Origin of the sequence: Streptomyces sp. NPDC087422 (assembly GCF_044744145.1) — a bacterium.
In the GTDB taxonomy this organism is placed as follows: Bacteria; Actinomycetota; Actinomycetes; order Streptomycetales; family Streptomycetaceae; genus Actinacidiphila.
The window spans coordinates 133,936-150,310 of sequence record NZ_JBIUXT010000016.1 but is presented as its reverse complement, the minus strand read 5'-3'; the positions used below and the strand labels follow the sequence as shown (position 1 = coordinate 150,310).

The following is a 16,375-nucleotide window of genomic DNA, read 5'->3' as shown; positions in this document are numbered from 1 at the left end:
ACCCCTCTGAGAGCGGCCCGACCGACAACGGCCCTTCGGACGACGGCGGTTCCGACGGCACCGGCACCGGCACCGGCACCGGCTCCGCCACCGGCCAGGAACGCGACCGGGGCTGGAACTGGTCGCCCGGCATGGTGCGTTGGACGAGTCTGCGGCTGCGGCTGGTCGCGGTCTTCGCGGCCGTCGCGCTCACGGCCGCCGTCTCCGTCTCCGGCATCGCGTACTGGCTCAACCGCGACGCGGTGCTGACCCGCGCGCAGAACAGCGCGCTGAACGACTTCCGTGACTCCTTGCAGCGCAACGCGGCCTCGCTGCCGGTCTCGCCGACCTGCGAGTCGCTGAACACCGCGGCGGGCCGGATCGGCGGACCCGACACGTACCAGGTGGTGCTGATCGACACGACGCGGGACAACGCGCCGTGCGCCGCGCCCTCCAACCGGGACGTGTTCACGCTGGACGACGTGCCCGCGCAGTTGCAGCGGGCGGTCAACACCCCGGACGCCAAGGACCACAACCGCTACCACCTGCGGTGGATGCGGATCTCGTTGCAGGGCCGCCCGTATCTGGTAGCGGGCGCGCGGATCAACGACGACGGCGCGACCGGCTACATGCTCAAGTCGCTGGACGCGGAGCGCAAGGACCTCAACTCCCTCGCCTGGTCGCTGGGGATCGCGACCCTGCTCGCTCTGGTGGGCGCCGCGCTGCTCGCCCAGGCGGCGGGCTCGACCGTCCTGCGTCCGGTGCGGCGGCTCGGTGAGGCGGCGCAGCGGCTCGGCGAAGGCCATCTGGACACCCGGCTGAAGGTGTCGGGCACCGACGAACTCGCCGAGATGTCACGGACGTTCAACAGCGCGGCCGAGGCGTTGGAGAGCCGCGTCGAGGAGTTGAGCGCGCGGGAGGCGGCCAGCCGCCGCTTCGTGGCCGACATGTCGCACGAGTTGCGCACCCCGCTGACGGCCATCACGGCGGTCACCGATGTGCTGGAGGACGAGGCGGAGGCGCTGGACCCGATGATCGCCCCGGCGGTACGGCTGGTGGTCAGCGAGACGCGGCGGCTGAACGAGTTGGTGGAGACGTTGATGGAGGTCACCCGCTTCGACGCGGGCACCGCGAAGCTGCGGGTCGACGAGGTCGACGTCGCGGACATGGTGATGGCCTGCATGGACGCCAGGGCGTGGGTCGACTCGGTCGAACTGGACGCGCCGCGCGGCCTGCTGGCCACCCTGGACCCGCGACGGCTGGATGTGATCATGGCGAATCTGATCGGGAACGCGCTCAAGCACGGCGGTTCCCCGGTCCGGGTCAGCCTGCGCAGGGAGGGGGGCGCGGACGGCGACGTCGTCATCGCGGTCTCCGACCACGGCCCCGGCATCCCCGAGGACGTACTCCCGCATGTCTTCGACCGCTTCTACAAGGCCGACGCCTCGCGCGCCCGCTCCGAAGGCAGCGGTCTCGGCCTGTCGATCGCGATGGAGAACGCGCACATCCACGGCGGCGACATCACGGCGGCCAACTCCCCGGACGGCGGCGCGGTCTTCACGCTGCGGCTGCCGGTCAGGCCGCGCACCGACGAGGACGAGGACGACGCGGACGGCGACGGGGGCGCGAACGGCTCGGGCACCACGGGCACGTCGCAGGGGCCCGGCGGTGACGCGCGATGAGACACCGCCCGACGAAATACCGCCCGACGAGACACCGCCCGACGAGATACGGCCCGACGAGATACGGCCTGATGAACCACCGCTCGATGAGACGCCGCCCGATGAGCCTCGGCCGGATGAGACATGCGCCACGCAAGGTGCTGGCCGTCGTCCTGCTCGCCGCGCTGCCGCTGATCGGCGGCTGCGGCATCCGGTCGACCACGGTCCCGGTGGACGCGGGGCCCGCGCCGTCGCGGGTGTCGTGCGCGGTGCCGCGCGACGGCAAGGCGCCGGAGACGGACACCGTCGTACGCCAGGTGTATCTGGTGTGCAGCATGCAGACCACGCCGGTCAAGCGGAACGTGACGCTGCGGCCGGGCAGGATCGACCGGCTGACGCAGGTCAGGGAGCTGGTCGCGCAGTTGCAGCGCAGCCCGCTGTCGGCCGAGGCGCAGGCCGGTTTCTCCACCGAGGTGCCGGGCAGCCTGGAGATCCTGGGGCCGTTCAAGGGCGATCCCGAGAACGCGCTGCGGCTGAACCAGCCGGTGGACGAGCTGCCGTCGTTCGCGCTCGCGCAGATCGTCTGCACGCTCGTCGACGACCCGTCGGTCACCGGCGACGGCGGTGTGGTGCTCGGCGGCGACGACCCCGACAGCAAGCCGCGCCGCTACGCCTGCACGCCCGACCTGCGGACCCGCCCGGACGCCGCCGACAGCGCGGGAACCGCGGTGGGGTGAAGCCGCGTCTTGGAGGGCGTGCGGCACGAAGGCTCCAGTTTCAGGGTGCGCGCGGCCGGGCTGCTGCTCACCGCCGCGTACCTCGCTTTCGTCGCCTGGCTGCTGCTGCGTCCGCATTACGTGGCGTGGGTGCCCGCGCCGAATCTGCGGCCGTTCGGTACGATCCGCGCCGACCTGGCGATGAGCGCGGGCGAGGCGGCCCGGCGGATCGCCGAGGGCCTGGGTCTGCTCGCGCCGCTGGGCGTGCTGCTGCCGATGGCGGGCGGCCGGGTCCGCACCTCGGGCTTCGCGTCCTTCGCGCGGACGGTCTTCGCCTCGCTGATGGTGTCGCTGACCCTGGAATTCCTTCAGACGATGGTGCCGGGCCAGCTCTTCGACGTGGACGCGCTGCTGCTCAACACGGCGGGCGTGGCGCTGGCGCACCTCCTGGTGGTGCCGCCCGCGCGGCGCGCGCTGCGCAGGCGCGAGGCACGCAAGCGGGCCGCACCCCCTGCCGAGGATCGCTCGGCGGGGGCGCGGCCCGTGGGGGTCTGACCGGTCGGCCGACGTACCGAGGCGGTACGCGCGGAGGCGGTACGCGCCGAGGCGGTACGTACTCCGGCCGGTGCCTGCCTGCTTGCTCCGTGCCGACGTGCCGACGTGCGTACGTGGAGACGCGCCGACGTGTCCGCGTATCTCCGCGCCGACGTGTCCGCGGCCTACTTGCCGGTGAGGCCGCCGACCGGGAGGCCGCCGAGGAGGCCGTTCGCCGGGCTGACCTGGTTGCCGGAGGGCAGCAGCTTGCCCGGGTTGCCGGGGAGCGCGGAGGTGCCGTTGGTCAGCGCCTGCTGCGCGCCGTTGGCGCTGTCGGCGGCGCCGGGCAGGAGCTTGGCGGCGGTGCCGACCGGAGTCCCGTCGAGCACGGTGGGCGAACCGGCGTGGCCGAGCAGCGAACCGGCCTGGTCGGTGATCGGCAGGGCCGGGAGGGAGGCCGCGGAGGCGGTGCCCGCCGCGGCGGCGGCGAAGGCGAGGCCGAGCACGGTGGTGGCGAGGGTCTTCTGGGTACGGGTCTGCATGACTTCGGAACGTAGTCAGATGTTGACCGGCCGTGCAAACGGCGTGGCGCGGCCGTCACCCCTCGGGCCGGCCGCGCCGTGAAGGTGTTCCGTCAGCCCTCGTCGGGCACGGAATCGCTGGCCAGGGTCGGTGCGGCGGCCGACTGCCGGAACAGCCACTCGGCCTTCAGCTCCGCGTACCCCGGCTTGATCACCTCATTGATCATGGCCAGACGTTCATCGAAAGGGATGAACGCTGATTTCATCGCATTGACGGTAAACCACTGCATGTCATCGAGGGTGTAGTCGAACGCCTCCACGAGGTGCTCGAACTCCTGACTCATGCTGGTGCCGGACATCAGCCGGTTGTCGGTGTTGACGGTGACCCGGAAGTGCAGCCGCCGCAGCAGACCGATCGGGTGCTCGGCGTACGAGCTGGCCGCGCCGGTCTGGAGGTTGGAGGTGGGGCACATCTCCAGCGGCACGCGCTTGTCGCGCACGTACGACGCCAGGCGGCCGAGCTTGACCTGGTCGCCGCGCCCGTCGGAGGAGATGTCGTCGATGATCCGCACGCCGTGCCCGAGCCGGTCGGCGCCGCACCACTGGAGCGCCTGCCAGATGGACGGCAGGCCGAACGCCTCGCCCGCGTGGATCGTGAAGTGGTTGTTCTCGCGCTTCAGGTACTCGAAGGCGTCCAGGTGCCGGGTGGGCGGGTAACCGGCCTCGGCGCCCGCGATGTCGAAGCCGACGACGCCCAGGTCCCGGTAACGGTTGGCCAGTTCGGCGATCTCCTGGGAGCGGGCGGCGTGCCGCATCGCGGTCAGCAGCGCGCCGACGCGAATGCGGTGGCCGTCCTCGCGCGCCCGGCGCTCGCCTTCCCTGAAGCCCTCGTTGACCGCCTCGACGACCTCTTCGAGGGTCAGGCCGCGCTCCAGGTGCTGCTCGGGCGCGTACCGGATCTCGGCGTAGACCACGCCGTCGGCCGCCAGGTCCTGCGCGCACTCGGCGGCGACCCGTACCAGCGCGTCCCGCGTCTGCATCACGGCGCAGGTGTGCGCGAACGTCTCCAGATACCGCTCCAGCGAACCGGAGTCGGCGGCCTCGCGGAACCACGCGCCGAGCTTGTCCGGATCGGTCTCGGGCAGCGCGTCGTAACCGGTCGCGCGCGCGATGTCCACGATCGTGCCGGGGCGCAGGCCGCCGTCGAGGTGGTCGTGGAGCAGCGCCTTGGGGGCGCGGCGGATCTGTTCCGGGGTGGGAGTGCTCGGTTTGGGGTTCTGCATGCTCAAACGATAGCCCCTACGCGCGTAGATATCGCGCTGCGCCCAACAATTTTCCGCCCGGCCATACAGTGCACACCCCTGCGTCTGCCATCGTTGCGCCATGGCTTCCCAAGCATTACCGGCGCGTGGCGCACGACTGGGCCGCCCGGTGCCGTCCGGGCTGGTGCCCGCGCCGAGGCAGCGCGAACACGATACCGGCGCCACGGTGCGCGCCGTCGTGCTCGCCCTGCCCGGCGGTGACGCGCTGAGCACCCGGCGCCGCTCCCCGGTGGCGGCGGCCGTCATGTGGCCGCTGGCCCGCCATCTCGTCCGCGAGGGGGCCGCCGACGGGGTGGCCGCGCACGTCGTGCACTACCGCTTCCGCGGCTGGAACGGCGGGCACGCGCATCCGGCGGAGGACGCCGAGTGGGCGGTCGGCGAGGCCGTACGGCGCTACGGTGACGTGCCCGTCTGCCTCGTCGGCATGGACATGGGCGCGCGGGCCGCCCTCCACGCCGCCGGTCACCCCGCCGTGACCTCCGTCGTCGCGCTCTCTCCCTGGCTGCCGCGCGGTGCCGAGCCCGAGCCGGTCAAGCAGCTCATCGGGCGGCGCGTGCTGCTCGTCCACGGCACCGAGGACGAGTCCACCGCGCCCGACATCTCCTACGGCTTCGCCGAACGCCTCAAGAAGGTCAACCGCGACACCTGCCGCTTCGAGGTGCACTCCGACGGTCACGGCCTCCACCAGCACCGCAGCGAGGTCTTCGCCCTCACCTCCGATTTCGTCCTCGGCTCGCTTCTCGACCGGCCCCACGCCCGGCCCATCGCCGACGCCCTCGCGGCTCCGCCGCCCCTCGGCCTCCGCATGCCCCTGGCCTCCGGCTTCGGCAAGTCCCTCCGCGTCTGACCCGCCCCCCCCCGGGAGGTCGCCCCCCACCGGGCCGCACCACCTTTCGCCCGGGGCGAGCCACGTGCTTTTAGGGGCGCGGGGAACTGCGCGGCCAGCCCACCACCGGCCGGTGGTCGCGAAACACACAGCGTCTGCCCCACTGGGGCGGTTTTTTACCCGCGCCGCCGTCGTGGCTGAGCGCGCAGTTCCCCGCGCCCCTAAAAACATGGGCTGGCGTCCCACGCCAAGGAACCGTACAGGGGCCGCGCCCCAAAGACGTCGGGCCTCGCCCTCCGCAGGAGACCGGCTCAGGCCGGCAGAAGGGTGCCCGTCTGGGCGAGCAGGAAGGCACGGAAAGCCGCGACCGGGGGCGGGGCCGGGGCACCGTCGAGCCAGGCGAGGCCGATCTCACGGACGGCTCTGCGGCCGGTGAGGTCGAGTTCGGCAACGCCCGGGCGGGGCACGGCGGGTGGCGGGAGGACAGCGACGCCGAGACCCGCGGCGACCAGGCCGCGCAGCGTCTCGGCCTCCTCGCCCTCGAAGGCGACCCGCGGGGTGAACCCGGCCTCGGCGCACAGGGCGTCGGTGATCCGCCGCAGCCCGAACCCCGGTTCCAGGGTGACGAACGCCTCCCCTGCGGCCTCCGCGAGCCGCACCCGCTTGCGCCCCGCGAGCCGGTGCCCGGCGGGCACGACCAGCCGCAGCCGCTGCTCGTCCAGCTTCCGTACGACAAGTCCCGCCTCGTCGGGCACCGGTGAGGTCAGACACAGGTCCAGCTCGCCCAGCCGCAGGCGTTCCAGCATGGCCTCGCCGTACGTCTGCACGAGCTGGAAGCGGACGCGCGGATACTCGGCGCGGAAGGCGCGCAGGAGGGAGGGGACGGTCTCGGGCCCGAGCGTGTGGAGGAACCCGAAGGCGACCCGCCCGCTGTCGGGATCGGCGTCGAGGCGTACGGACTCGGCGGACCGTTCCACCTCGGCGAGCGCCCGCTCGGCGGCGGCGCGGAAGGTGACCCCGGCGCGGGTGAGGCGGACGGCGCGGCCGTGGCGGGCGAAGAGGGCGACACCGAGATCGGCTTCGAGACGGGCCAGCGCGCGGCTGAGCGTCGACTGCGGCATGCCCAACTCCTGGGCGGCGCGCGTCACATGCTCGTGCCGCGCCACGGCCGCGAACTGCGCGAGGCGCGGCGCCAGCAGCGCGCCCCAGGACTCCGGGTCGGGCCCCGTACCGGCTGTGTCGGCCACCGTATATGCCCCCTCCACCTGCACTCATGCACCAGTGCATCAATCATGCACGATCTGTGCATTGGACGCATAAATGTGGACGCCCCTACGGTCGTGACATGTCACCCGCCGATACCGGGGCGGTCGCCGCGACCCGCGCGAACGCCCGAGCCCGAACGCAGGCCGCCACCACGGCCGATGACCGGCTCCGCCCCGGCTCCCCCGGCTACCGCCGCGCCAACCTCGCGCTGTTCGCCGCGGGACTGGCCACCTTCGCCCTGCTCTACTCCACGCAGGCGCTGCTGCCCGCCCTGTCCTCCGGCCTGTCGCTGAGCCCCGCGCGGGCCAGCCTCACCGTCTCGGCGACGACGGCCGCGCTGGCCGTCGCGCTCCTGCCGGTCAGCGCCCTCAGCGAGAAGTACGGCCGTACGCCGGTGATGACGGCCTCCGTCTTCGCCGCCTCGCTGCTCGCCCTCGCCGTGCCCTTCGCGCCCAACCCGGCCGTCCTCGTCGCGCTGCGCGCCGTGCAGGGCGTGGCGCTCGCCGGGCTGCCCGCGACCGCGATGGCGTATCTCGCCGAGGAGGTCCACCCGGCCGCCGTCCCCTCCGCGATCGGCCTGTACGTGGCGGGCAACTCCATCGGCGGCATGAGCTCGCGCGTCGTCGGCGGGGTCCTCTCCGAGGCGTTCGGCTGGCGCGCCGCGCTCTTCGCCGTCGGCCTGTCGGCGCTGGCCTGCGCGGTCGCCTTCCGGCTGCTCGTGCCGCCCGCCCGGCACTTCACGCCGGGACCCGTGCATCCGGCCGCGCTGTGGCGCACGGTCACCGGGCACCTCGGCGACCCGCTGCTGCGCGGCCTCTACGCGATCGGCCTGCTCTTCATGGCGGTCTTCGGCGCCGTCTACACCGTCCTCGGCTACCGGCTGACCGCCGCGCCCTTCGGCCTCTCCCAGACCGCCGTCGGCGCGATCTTCCTCGTCTACCTCGTCGGTACGGCCGCCTCCGCCGCGTCCGGCGCGCTCCTCGCCCGTACGGGCCTGCGCGGCGCCTTCACCGTCGCCGCCGTACTGTGCGCCGCCGGGCTGCTGCTCACCCTGTCCTCCCTGGCCCTGATCCTGCTCGGGCTCGTCCTGGTCACGGCCGGTTTCTTCACCGGCCACTCGGCCGCCTCCGGCGCGGTCAGCCGGACGGCCCTCACGGGCCGCGCGCAGGCGTCCGCGCTCTACCTGACCGCGTACTACATCGGCAACAGCCTCGGCGGCACGCTCGGCGCCGGCGCGTTCCACGCCGGGGGGTGGGGCGCGACGGTGTCGCTCGCGCTGGCGACCGTCGGCGCCGTCGGGCTCGTCGCCGGTCTCGCGCTCAGGCGGCCGGGCGCCGCCACGCCGTGACGTCCAGCTTTCCGGTGGTGCCCAAGTCGACCATCATCGTCACGCGTTGGGGCGGGGCGTCCTTGACCGGCGTGATCTCCAGGTATTCGCCCGTGCTCGCCGCGACCGTGATGTCCGTCACCGTGTTGCGCCACACCAGCACTGTCAACGCCCGCTGTCCCGGCCGCAGTTCGATACGTGTCGGGGCCGGGTCGTCGATGCCGGTCGTGATCGACAAGCCCTGATGGACCGTCACCTTCAGGCGCTCGCGCGCCTTGTCCAGGACATACGTCCGCGGGTAACCCTCCACCGTGCGCGGCGACTTCCCGCAGTTCGTCACGTAGACGGCCATCGCCCGCAGGCCCATCGCGGCGTCCGGTTCCTCACCGGTGACGGCCAGGCCGCCCTCCGGACACGGCGGTTCCGTCACCACCGGCGCCGGCGCGGGGGGTGCCGCGTCCGTCGGCAGCCCCGCGGCCGCCTCGGACCCCGCGTCCGTCCCGCACCCGCCCACCGCCAACACCGTTGCGGCCGCCGCCGCCACCGCCCACGTCCTCATCCCCACCATCCGCCGATCCTGACACATCCCCGGGGAGCCCCTCCGGGGCGGTGAGCCGATCTTCTACGGGGCGCGGCCCCGACGCCCCTTCCACCCGGGGCGGTGGGCCGATCCTTTAGGGGGCGCGGCCCCGGACGCCCCCTTCGCCCAGGGCGGTGGGCCGATCCTTTAAGGGGCGCGGCCCCGGACGCCCCCTTCGCCCAGGGCGGTGGGCCGATCCTTTAAGGGGCGCGGGGAACTGCGCGGCCCGCCCCCACCGGACCGGTGGTCCGGGGACAACCGAATTGCCCCGCTGGGGCCGGTGGTGACGTGCACGCACGTCGTGGCTTGTCGCGCAGTTCCCCGCGCCCCTAAAAACCAGGCCCTGCGCAAAGGCACCGCGCCCCCGGCGCCCCTAAAGGCCAGGCCCTGCGCAAAGGCACCGCCCGGTGCCGGGGCCTAGACGATGCGGTCGAGGATGATCGGGCGGGGGGAGAAGGAGGCACCCTCCGGGGCAACGGAGAAGGAGCCGTCGAGAGCTTCCTCCGCGTACGGAAACTTTTCCGGCGTGTCGGTGTGGAGGGTCAGGAGGGGCTGGCCCGCTACGACGGAGTCGCCCGGTTTGGCGTGCAGCTCGACCCCGGCCCCCGCCTGGACGGAGTCCTCCTTGCGGGCGCGGCCGGCGCCGAGCCGCCAGGCGGCGACGCCGACGGCGTAGGCGTCGAGGGAGGTGAGGACGCCGGAGGCGGGCGCGGGGACGACGAGGGTTTCGCGGGCCACCGGGAGCGGAGCGGAAGGGTCACCGCCCTGGGCGCGGATCATGCGGCGCCAGACGTCCATGGCGGAGCCGTCGGCGAGCGCCTTGGCGGGGTCGGCGTCGGGAAGCCCGGCGGCGGCCAGCATCTCGCGGGCGAGCGCCAGGGTCAGCTCGACGACATCGGCGGGGCCGCCACCGGCCAGCACCTCGACGGATTCGCGGACTTCGAGCGCGTTGCCCGCGGTGAGCCCGAGGGGTACGGACATGTCGGTGAGCAGGGCGACCGTGCGGACGCCGTGGTCGGTGCCGAGCCCGACCATGGTGGACGCCAACTCCCGTGCGTCCTCGAGGGACTTCATGAAGGCGCCGGAGCCGACCTTGACGTCGAGCACGAGCGACCCGGTGCCCTCGGCGATCTTCTTGGACATGATCGAGGAGGCGATCAGCGGGATGGCCTCGACCGTCCCGGTCACGTCGCGCAGCGCGTACAGCTTCTTGTCGGCGGGCGCGAGCCCGTCCCCGGCGGCGCAGATGACGGCGCCGACGTCGTCCAGGACGGCCAGCATCTCCTCGTTGGAGATCGAGGCGCGCCAGCCGGGGATGGATTCGAGCTTGTCGAGGGTGCCCCCGGTGTGGCCGAGGCCGCGCCCGGAGAGCTGCGGGACGGCGGCGCCGCACGCGGCGACCAGCGGGGCCAGCGGCAGCGTGATCTTGTCGCCGACGCCGCCGGTGGAGTGCTTGTCCGCGGTGGGGCGGGTGAGCGCCGAGAAGTCCATCCGCTCACCGGAGTTGATCATCGCGGCGGTCCAGCGGGCGATCTCGGCGCGGTCCATGCCGTTGAGCAGGATGGCCATGGCGAGCGCCGACATCTGCTCGTCGGCGACGGCACCGCGCGTGTAGGCGTCGATGACCCAGTCGATCTGGTCGTCGCTCAGCCTCTGGCGGTCCCGCTTGGTACGGATGACGGAAATGACGTCCACGAATAGTCCTAGCGGTCTAGCGGTTCAACCGCGTCAGCGGTTCAGGTCTTCCGGGCCGAACGCGTCCGGCAGGATCTCACTCATCGGCCGGATGCCGCCCGCGGTGTCGACCAGCAGGCCGGGCCCGCCGTTCTCCCACAGCAGTTGGCGGCACCGCCCGCACGGCATCAACAGGTTGCCGCGCAGGTCGGAGCAGGTGAAGGCGGTCAGTCTGCCGCCGCCCGAGGCGTGCAGCGCCGAGACCAGCCCGCACTCGGCGCACAGCGCGACCCCGTACGCGGCGTTCTCGACGTTGCAGCCGACGACCGTACGGACCGTGCCGTCGTCGGCGACGGCCAGCGCCGCGGCGCCGACCGGGAAACCGGAGTAGGGCGCGTACGCCTTCTCCATGATCTCCCGGGCGGCGGACCGCAGGCGGTCCCAGTCGACGGCGGCCGGGTCGGTGACGGGAGGCGTCATCCGCCCTCCCCCTTCCGGTACGGGACCCCGTCCGCCTTCGGCATGCGCAGCCGCTGTGCGGACAGGCCCATGACGAGCAGCGTGGCGACGTACGGCGTGGCCTGGACGACCTCGTCGGGGACGGAGTCGGTCAGCGCGTACCAGACGGCCAGCAGCACGGCGAAGCCCAGGGCGACGGCGGCGGGCACGTAGGACTTGCGGAAGAACTTCCAGGCGGCCATGGCCAGCAGCAGCAGCGCGAGCAGGAGCAGCAGGGCGTGCACGGAGGAGCTGCCGTTGCGGAGCTGGAGGCTGTCGGCGTATCCGAACAGGCCCGCGCCCATGGCGAGTCCGCCGGGGCGCCAGTTGCCGAAGATCATGGCGGCGAGACCGATGTAGCCGCGTCCGCCGGTCTGGCCCGCGAGGTAAAAGTGCGTGCCGATGGCGAGGAAGACGCCGCCGAGTCCGGCGAGGCCGCCGGAGACGATGACGGCCATGTACTTGTAGAAGTACACGTTGACGCCGAGGGATTCGGCGGCGACCGGGTTCTCGCCGCAGGACCGCAGCCGCAGGCCGAAGGCGGTGCGCCACAGCACGAAGAAGGTGGCGACGAAGAGCACCAGCGTGAGGATGGTCAGCGACGAGATGTGTGTGACCAGGCCGCCGAGGATGCCCGCCACGTCGGAGATCAGGAACCAGTGGTGGTTCTCGACGGTGGCCAGCCAGTGCGAGAGTCCGGGCACGGTGAAGGACTTGATGGAGTCCATCGGCGGGGACTGCTTGGGGCTGCCGCCCTTGGAGGCCGCCTCGCCGACGGTGAACCAGCGCTTGGCGAGGTACGCGGTGACGCCGGTGGCGAGGATGTTCATGGCGACACCGGCGATGATGTGGTCGACGCCGAAGGTGACGGTGACGATCGCGTGCACGAGGCCGCCCGCCGCGCCGCCGAGCACACCGGCCAGGACGGCGAGCCACGGGTCGGTCTGCCAGCCCACCGCCGCGCCGAAGAAGGCGCCGAGGATCATCATGCCCTCGAGGCCGATGTTGACCACACCGGCCCGCTCGGACCACAGGCCGGCGAGTCCTGCCAGGCCGATCGGTACGGCGCCGGCGAGCGCTCCGGCGATCTGGCCGTCGGAGGTGATGTCGTTCGCGCCGGTGATGATCCGGACCAGGGAGACGACGATCAGCGCGGCGGCGATCATCAGCAGGATCACCGGGAAGGTGAGCTTGAGCCGGGGCGCCTTGCCGCCGTTGGTCACGCGCGGCGCGGCCGGCGGCGGGGTCTGGGTAGCGGTGGCAGTCACGCCGTCACCTCCTGCTTGTCGTCGGGGCCGGAGTCGGGGCCATTGCCGTTGCCGTTGCCGTTGCCGGTGCCGTTACCTGAACCGTTGCCGGTGCCGGGGCCTGTTCCGTTGCCCGGACCGGACGCCGCGGCGAGTTCCGCGCCCACCTGGCGCTGCTGGCGGGTGATGCCGTAGCGGCGGACCAGTTCGTAGGCGATGACGACGGCCAGGACGATGACGCCCTGGATGACGCCGACGATCTCCTTGTCGTACCCCTCGAACTCCAGGCCGTTGGAGGCCCGCTCCAGGAAGGCCCAGAGCAGGGCGCCGATGCCGATGCCGATCGGGTTGTTGCGGCCGAGCAGGGCGACCGCGATACCGGTGAAGCCGATACCGGTCGGGAAGTCCGTGCCGTACTCGTACGACTGGTTGAGCAGGGTCGGCATGCCGACGAGTCCGGCCATCGCGCCGGAGATCAGCATGCTGGTGACGACCATCTTCTTGACGCTGACGCCGCTGGCCTCGGCGGCGGACTCCGAGCGGCCGACCGCGCGCAGGTCGAAGCCGAAGCGGGTGCGCGAGAGCACGAACCAGTAGATGACACCGGCCAGCACCGCGAAGACGATGAAGCCGAAGACCGGGTCGGTGGAGGTGGTGAAGTTGAACAGGTGGCTGGAGGACGGCAGCGGCTTGGTGGAGATCATGTTCGCCGCTTTGTCGGTGACGCCGAGCCGTCCGTCGCGCAGGAAGTAGCCGATCACGATGCCCGCGAGGGAGTTCAGCATGATCGTGGAGATGACCTCGCTGACCCCCCGGGTCACCTTGAGGACACCCGCGATGGCCGCCCACAGCGCGCCGACGACCATGGCGGTGAGGATGATGACCGGGATCTGGATGATGCCGGGGATCGACATCGCGCCGCCCGCGGCGGCGGCGAAGAAGGCCGCGAGCCGGTACTGGCCGTCCACACCGATGTTGAACAGGTTCATCCGGAAGCCGACCGCCACCGCGAGACCCGCGAGGTAGTACGTGGTCGCCTTGTTGAGGATGTAGACCTGGCTGTCGGTCTTGCTGCCGTAGTTCACCATCACGTCGAACGCGTGGAACGGCTCCTTGCCGGTGGCCAGCAGCACCAGGGCGGTGACCACCAGCGCGCCGACGACGGCGAGCACGGGGGCGGCGACGCCCAGGGCCAGCCGGTCCTTGTCGAACTTCTTCATCGGTCCTCTCCCCCGAGCTTCTTGGGCCGGTCCTCTGAAACGGCCGAGGTGTCGGTCCCGGCCCCGTGTTCGAGATGGCCGCTGGCGGCACCGGTCATCGCGGATCCCAGCTCTTCCGGGGTGATGGTGGCGGGGTCGGCGTCGGCGACGAGCCGTCCCCGGTACATGACGCGCAGAGTGTCGGACAGGCCGATCAGCTCGTCGAGGTCGGCGGAGATCAGCAGCACCGCCAGACCCTCGCGGCGGGCCTCACGGATCTGGTCCCAGATCTGCGCCTGCGCGCCGACGTCCACGCCCCGGGTGGGGTGCGCGGCGATCAGCAGCTTGGGCAGGTGGCTCATCTCGCGGCCGACGATCAGCTTCTGCTGGTTGCCGCCGGACAGCGAGGCCGCGGTGACCTCGATGCCGGGGGTACGGACGTCGTACTCCTTGACGATCCGCTCGGTGTCGCGGCGGGCGGCGCCGGAGTCGATCAGGAAGCCGCGGCTGTTGGGGCGCTCGGTGACATGGCCGAGGATGCGGTTCTCCCACAGCGGCGCTTCCAGCAGCAGGCCGTGCCGGTGCCGGTCCTCGGGGATGTAGCCGATGCCGTCCTCGCGCCGCTTGCGGGTCGGCACGTGGGCGATGTCGCTGCCGTCGAGCACGAGGCCGCCGGAGTCCAGCTCCCGCATGCCCATGATGGCCTCGACCAGTTCGGCCTGGCCGTTGCCCTCGACGCCCGCGATGCCGAGGATCTCGCCCTTGTGGATGGTGAAGGAGATGTCGTCGAGCACCTTGCGCTCGATGCCGTCGAGGTCGACGGTGCCCAGCCGCAGCCCGTCCACGGTGAGCATCGGCTCGGTGGTGACGGTCGACTCGCGGGTCTCGGGCGAGGGCAGTTCGCTGCCGACCATCAGCTCGGCGAGCTGCTTGGCCGTGGTGGTCCCCGGGTCCGCCTCGCCGACGGTGGTGCCGCGCCGGATGACGGTGATGACGTCGGCGACCGACAGCACCTCGCCGAGCTTGTGCGAGATGAAGATGACGGTCAGGCCCTCGGCCTTCAGTCCGCGCAGGTTCTCGAAGAGCGCGTCGACCTCCTGCGGCACCAGGACTGCGGTCGGCTCGTCCAGGATCAGCGTGCGGGCGCCGCGGTAGAGGACCTTGAGGATCTCCACCCGCTGCCGGTCGGCGACGCCCAGGTCCTCGACCAGGACGTCGGGGCGTACGCCGAGGCCGTAGGCGTCGGACAGCTCCTTGATCCGGGCGCGGGCCTTGCCGCCGATGCCGTGCAGGCCCTCGCTGCCGAGGACGGTGTTCTCCAGCACGGTGAGGTTGTCGGCGAGCATGAAGTGCTGGTGCACCATGCCGATCCCGCGGGCGATGGCGTCGCCGGGGTCGCCGAGCGTCACCACCTCGCCGTCGATGGCGATGGTGCCCTCGTCGGGCTTCTGCATGCCGTAGAGGATCTTCATCAGGGTGGACTTGCCGGCGCCGTTCTCGCCCACGAGGGCGTGCACGGTGCCGCTGCGCACAGTGATGTCGATGTCGTGGTTGGCGACGACGCCGGGGAACCGCTTGGTGATGCCGCGCAGTTCGACGGCGGGCGGCGCGGCGGACCGGCCGGGGGCCGGGGCGGCGGGTGGACTCGTGGACGCGTTGATGACGCACTCTCCTGGGGGGAAAGGCTCGGAGCGGCAGGGCGGGTGGGGTGAAGGTATCGCGTGAACGTATCGCGGAAATGGCACTCTACGCGCGTAGTTGTGTTCATTCCACAGGCTGGGGACCACGGGATTCCGACAGGACGGTTCCTGGGATTTCCGGGTGTTCCCGGATGGTTCCGCACAGTGATCGAGGCCCGGCGGGGGGCGCCGCAGCATCCCCCCGCCGAGCCTCGCGAACCGGTTGTCGTACCGCCGGTCCAGCGGGGACCCGTGGCCGGGTCCCCGGCTTACGTCACGGCTTCGAGCTCACCTTGATCGCGCCCGAGACGATCTTCTGCTTGGCCGCGTCGAGCTGCGACTGGATGTCGGCGATGAAACCGCCGGACGTCGCCAGCGACACACCGTCGTTGGCCAGGTCGTACGTGTTGGTGCCGGTCTTGGCCTTGCCCTCGTGCACCGACTTGATCAGGTCGTACGTGGCCACGTCGACGTTCTTGACCGCCGAGGTCAGGATGTGGTCCTTGTACTTGGCCAGGGCCGGGTCCTCGTACTGGTCGGAGTCCACGCCGATCGCCCAGGCGCCGGCCTTGCCCGCCACCGCCTGGATCGCGCCGTCACCGGACAGACCGGCGGCGGTGTAGATCACGTCCACGCCGCTGTCGAGCATGCCCTGCGCCTTGCCCTGCGCCGACGTCGGGTCGTTGAAGCCCTTGGTGTCGGTCTCGTACAGGTACTGGCGGGTGAGCTGGACCGACGGCTTGGTGTCCTTGACGCCCTGGGCGAAGCCCGCGTCGAAGGTGCCGATCAGGGTGTTGTGCACACCGCCGATGAAGCCGACCTTGTTGGTCTTGGTCTTCAGGGCCGCGGCCACACCGGCGAGGTACGAGCTCTGCTCGGTGGCGAAGACCATGGAGTCGACGTTGGGCAGGTCCACGACCGAGTCGACGATGCCGAAGGTCACCTTGGGGTACTTCTTGGCGATCTTCGTGACCGAGTCGCCGTAGGTGAAGCCGACCGCCACGACGGGGTTGTAGCCGCCGCCCGCGAGGAGGTCGAGGCGCTGCTCGCGGTCGGACTCCGTCTCGCCGTTGCTGGCGGTCTGGTCCTTCGACCCGATCTTGAACTCCTTGACGGCCTTGTCCATGCCGCGGGCCGCGGAGTCGTTGAAGGAGTGGTCGCCACGGCCGCCGACGTCGAAGGCGAGACCGACGCCCTTGTCCTTGCCGCTGTCCGAGGAGCTGCTGCTGCCGCACGCGGTGGCAGTGAGCCCCAGAGTCGCGGACACCATACCCGCGACGATGATCTTGGATACCCGGCGCAAGAGGGTCCCCTTCAGTCTGAAGCGCCCCGTCCGGCGCTGGCTA

The 16,375-nt window shown here is 71.8% G+C and carries 15 protein-coding genes; 5 read left to right on the top strand and 10 right to left on the bottom strand.

Translation table 11 applies throughout. The annotated features are described in order from the left end of the window. Positions 1-131: 131 nt before the first annotated feature. The 3 genes from ACIO6U_RS33905 to ACIO6U_RS33895 all read left to right on the top strand — a co-directional run bounded on the left by ACIO6U_RS33905 (position 132) and on the right by ACIO6U_RS33895 (position 2,911). On the top strand, positions 132-1,661 hold the full coding sequence (locus ACIO6U_RS33905; RefSeq protein ID WP_401725045.1) for an ATP-binding protein: 1,530 nt from the start codon (positions 132-134) through the stop codon (positions 1,659-1,661). Positions 1,662-1,777: 116 nt separating this feature from the next. Continuing rightward, the gene (locus ACIO6U_RS33900) at positions 1,778-2,377 is read left to right on the top strand and encodes a hypothetical protein (RefSeq protein WP_391050533.1); all 600 of its coding nucleotides are present in this window, start codon (positions 1,778-1,780) and stop codon (positions 2,375-2,377) included. A 45-nt stretch (positions 2,378-2,422) separates the two neighbouring features. Beyond that, the gene (locus ACIO6U_RS33895) at positions 2,423-2,911 is read left to right on the top strand and encodes a VanZ family protein (protein ID WP_355336902.1); all 489 of its coding nucleotides are present in this window, start codon (positions 2,423-2,425) and stop codon (positions 2,909-2,911) included. Positions 2,912-3,075: 164 nt separating this feature from the next. Here ACIO6U_RS33895 and ACIO6U_RS33890 read toward each other — a convergent pair whose 3' ends face one another. Next, positions 3,076-3,432 (bottom strand): ATP-binding protein, encoded by a 357-nt coding sequence (locus tag ACIO6U_RS33890; RefSeq protein ID WP_355336901.1) that lies wholly within the window; start codon positions 3,430-3,432, stop codon positions 3,076-3,078. A gap of 92 nt (positions 3,433-3,524) precedes the next feature. Further along, entirely contained in the window at positions 3,525-4,694 is a 1,170-nt protein-coding gene (locus ACIO6U_RS33885; RefSeq protein ID WP_355336900.1) for an adenosine deaminase, read from the bottom strand. A gap of 100 nt (positions 4,695-4,794) precedes the next feature. Here ACIO6U_RS33885 and ACIO6U_RS33880 point away from each other — a divergent pair, with 100 nt between their 5' ends. Further along, positions 4,795-5,580 carry an alpha/beta hydrolase gene (locus tag ACIO6U_RS33880; RefSeq protein WP_391050530.1) on the top strand — a complete coding sequence of 262 codons (786 nt, stop codon included), beginning with the start codon at positions 4,795-4,797 and terminating at the stop codon, positions 5,578-5,580. A 290-nt stretch (positions 5,581-5,870) separates the two neighbouring features. Here ACIO6U_RS33880 and ACIO6U_RS33875 read toward each other — a convergent pair whose 3' ends face one another. After that, positions 5,871-6,806, bottom strand: coding sequence for a LysR family transcriptional regulator (locus ACIO6U_RS33875; RefSeq protein WP_401724992.1), 936 nt, complete (start codon positions 6,804-6,806; stop codon positions 5,871-5,873). Between the two features lie 98 nt (positions 6,807-6,904). On the opposite strand from ACIO6U_RS33875, the gene ACIO6U_RS33870 reads away from it, so the two are divergent. Beyond that, positions 6,905-8,173: an MFS transporter gene (locus ACIO6U_RS33870; protein ID WP_401724989.1), complete on the top strand. Its 1,269-nt coding sequence runs from the start codon at positions 6,905-6,907 to the stop codon at positions 8,171-8,173. On the opposite strand, the gene ACIO6U_RS33865 is transcribed toward ACIO6U_RS33870, so the two are convergent. From ACIO6U_RS33865 to ACIO6U_RS33835, 7 genes are all read right to left on the bottom strand, one after another. Next, positions 8,145-8,720, bottom strand: a complete 576-nt coding sequence (locus ACIO6U_RS33865; RefSeq protein WP_401724986.1) for a DUF4232 domain-containing protein — start codon at positions 8,718-8,720, stop codon at positions 8,145-8,147. The genes ACIO6U_RS33870 and ACIO6U_RS33865 overlap by 29 nt on opposite strands. 429 nt (positions 8,721-9,149) lie before the next feature. Continuing rightward, positions 9,150-10,427, bottom strand: coding sequence for a thymidine phosphorylase (locus tag ACIO6U_RS33860; protein ID WP_355336895.1), 1,278 nt, complete (start codon positions 10,425-10,427; stop codon positions 9,150-9,152). Positions 10,428-10,460: 33 nt separating this feature from the next. Next, positions 10,461-10,886 (bottom strand): cytidine deaminase, encoded by a 426-nt coding sequence (locus ACIO6U_RS33855; RefSeq protein ID WP_355336894.1) that lies wholly within the window; start codon positions 10,884-10,886, stop codon positions 10,461-10,463. Next, positions 10,883-12,172, bottom strand: a complete 1,290-nt coding sequence (locus tag ACIO6U_RS33850) for an ABC transporter permease (RefSeq protein WP_355336893.1) — start codon at positions 12,170-12,172, stop codon at positions 10,883-10,885. Before ACIO6U_RS33850 ends, ACIO6U_RS33855 begins: the two co-directional genes overlap by 4 nt. Next, positions 12,169-13,371, bottom strand: a complete 1,203-nt coding sequence (locus tag ACIO6U_RS33845; RefSeq protein ID WP_401724982.1) for an ABC transporter permease — start codon at positions 13,369-13,371, stop codon at positions 12,169-12,171. Before ACIO6U_RS33845 ends, ACIO6U_RS33850 begins: the two co-directional genes overlap by 4 nt. Next, on the bottom strand, positions 13,368-15,068 hold the full coding sequence (locus ACIO6U_RS33840; RefSeq protein WP_391050579.1) for an ATP-binding cassette domain-containing protein: 1,701 nt from the start codon (positions 15,066-15,068) through the stop codon (positions 13,368-13,370). Before ACIO6U_RS33840 ends, ACIO6U_RS33845 begins: the two co-directional genes overlap by 4 nt. A 235-nt stretch (positions 15,069-15,303) precedes the next feature. Then, positions 15,304-16,332, bottom strand: a complete 1,029-nt coding sequence (locus tag ACIO6U_RS33835) for a BMP family ABC transporter substrate-binding protein (RefSeq protein ID WP_391050520.1) — start codon at positions 16,330-16,332, stop codon at positions 15,304-15,306. Positions 16,333-16,375: the final 43 nt, after the last annotated feature.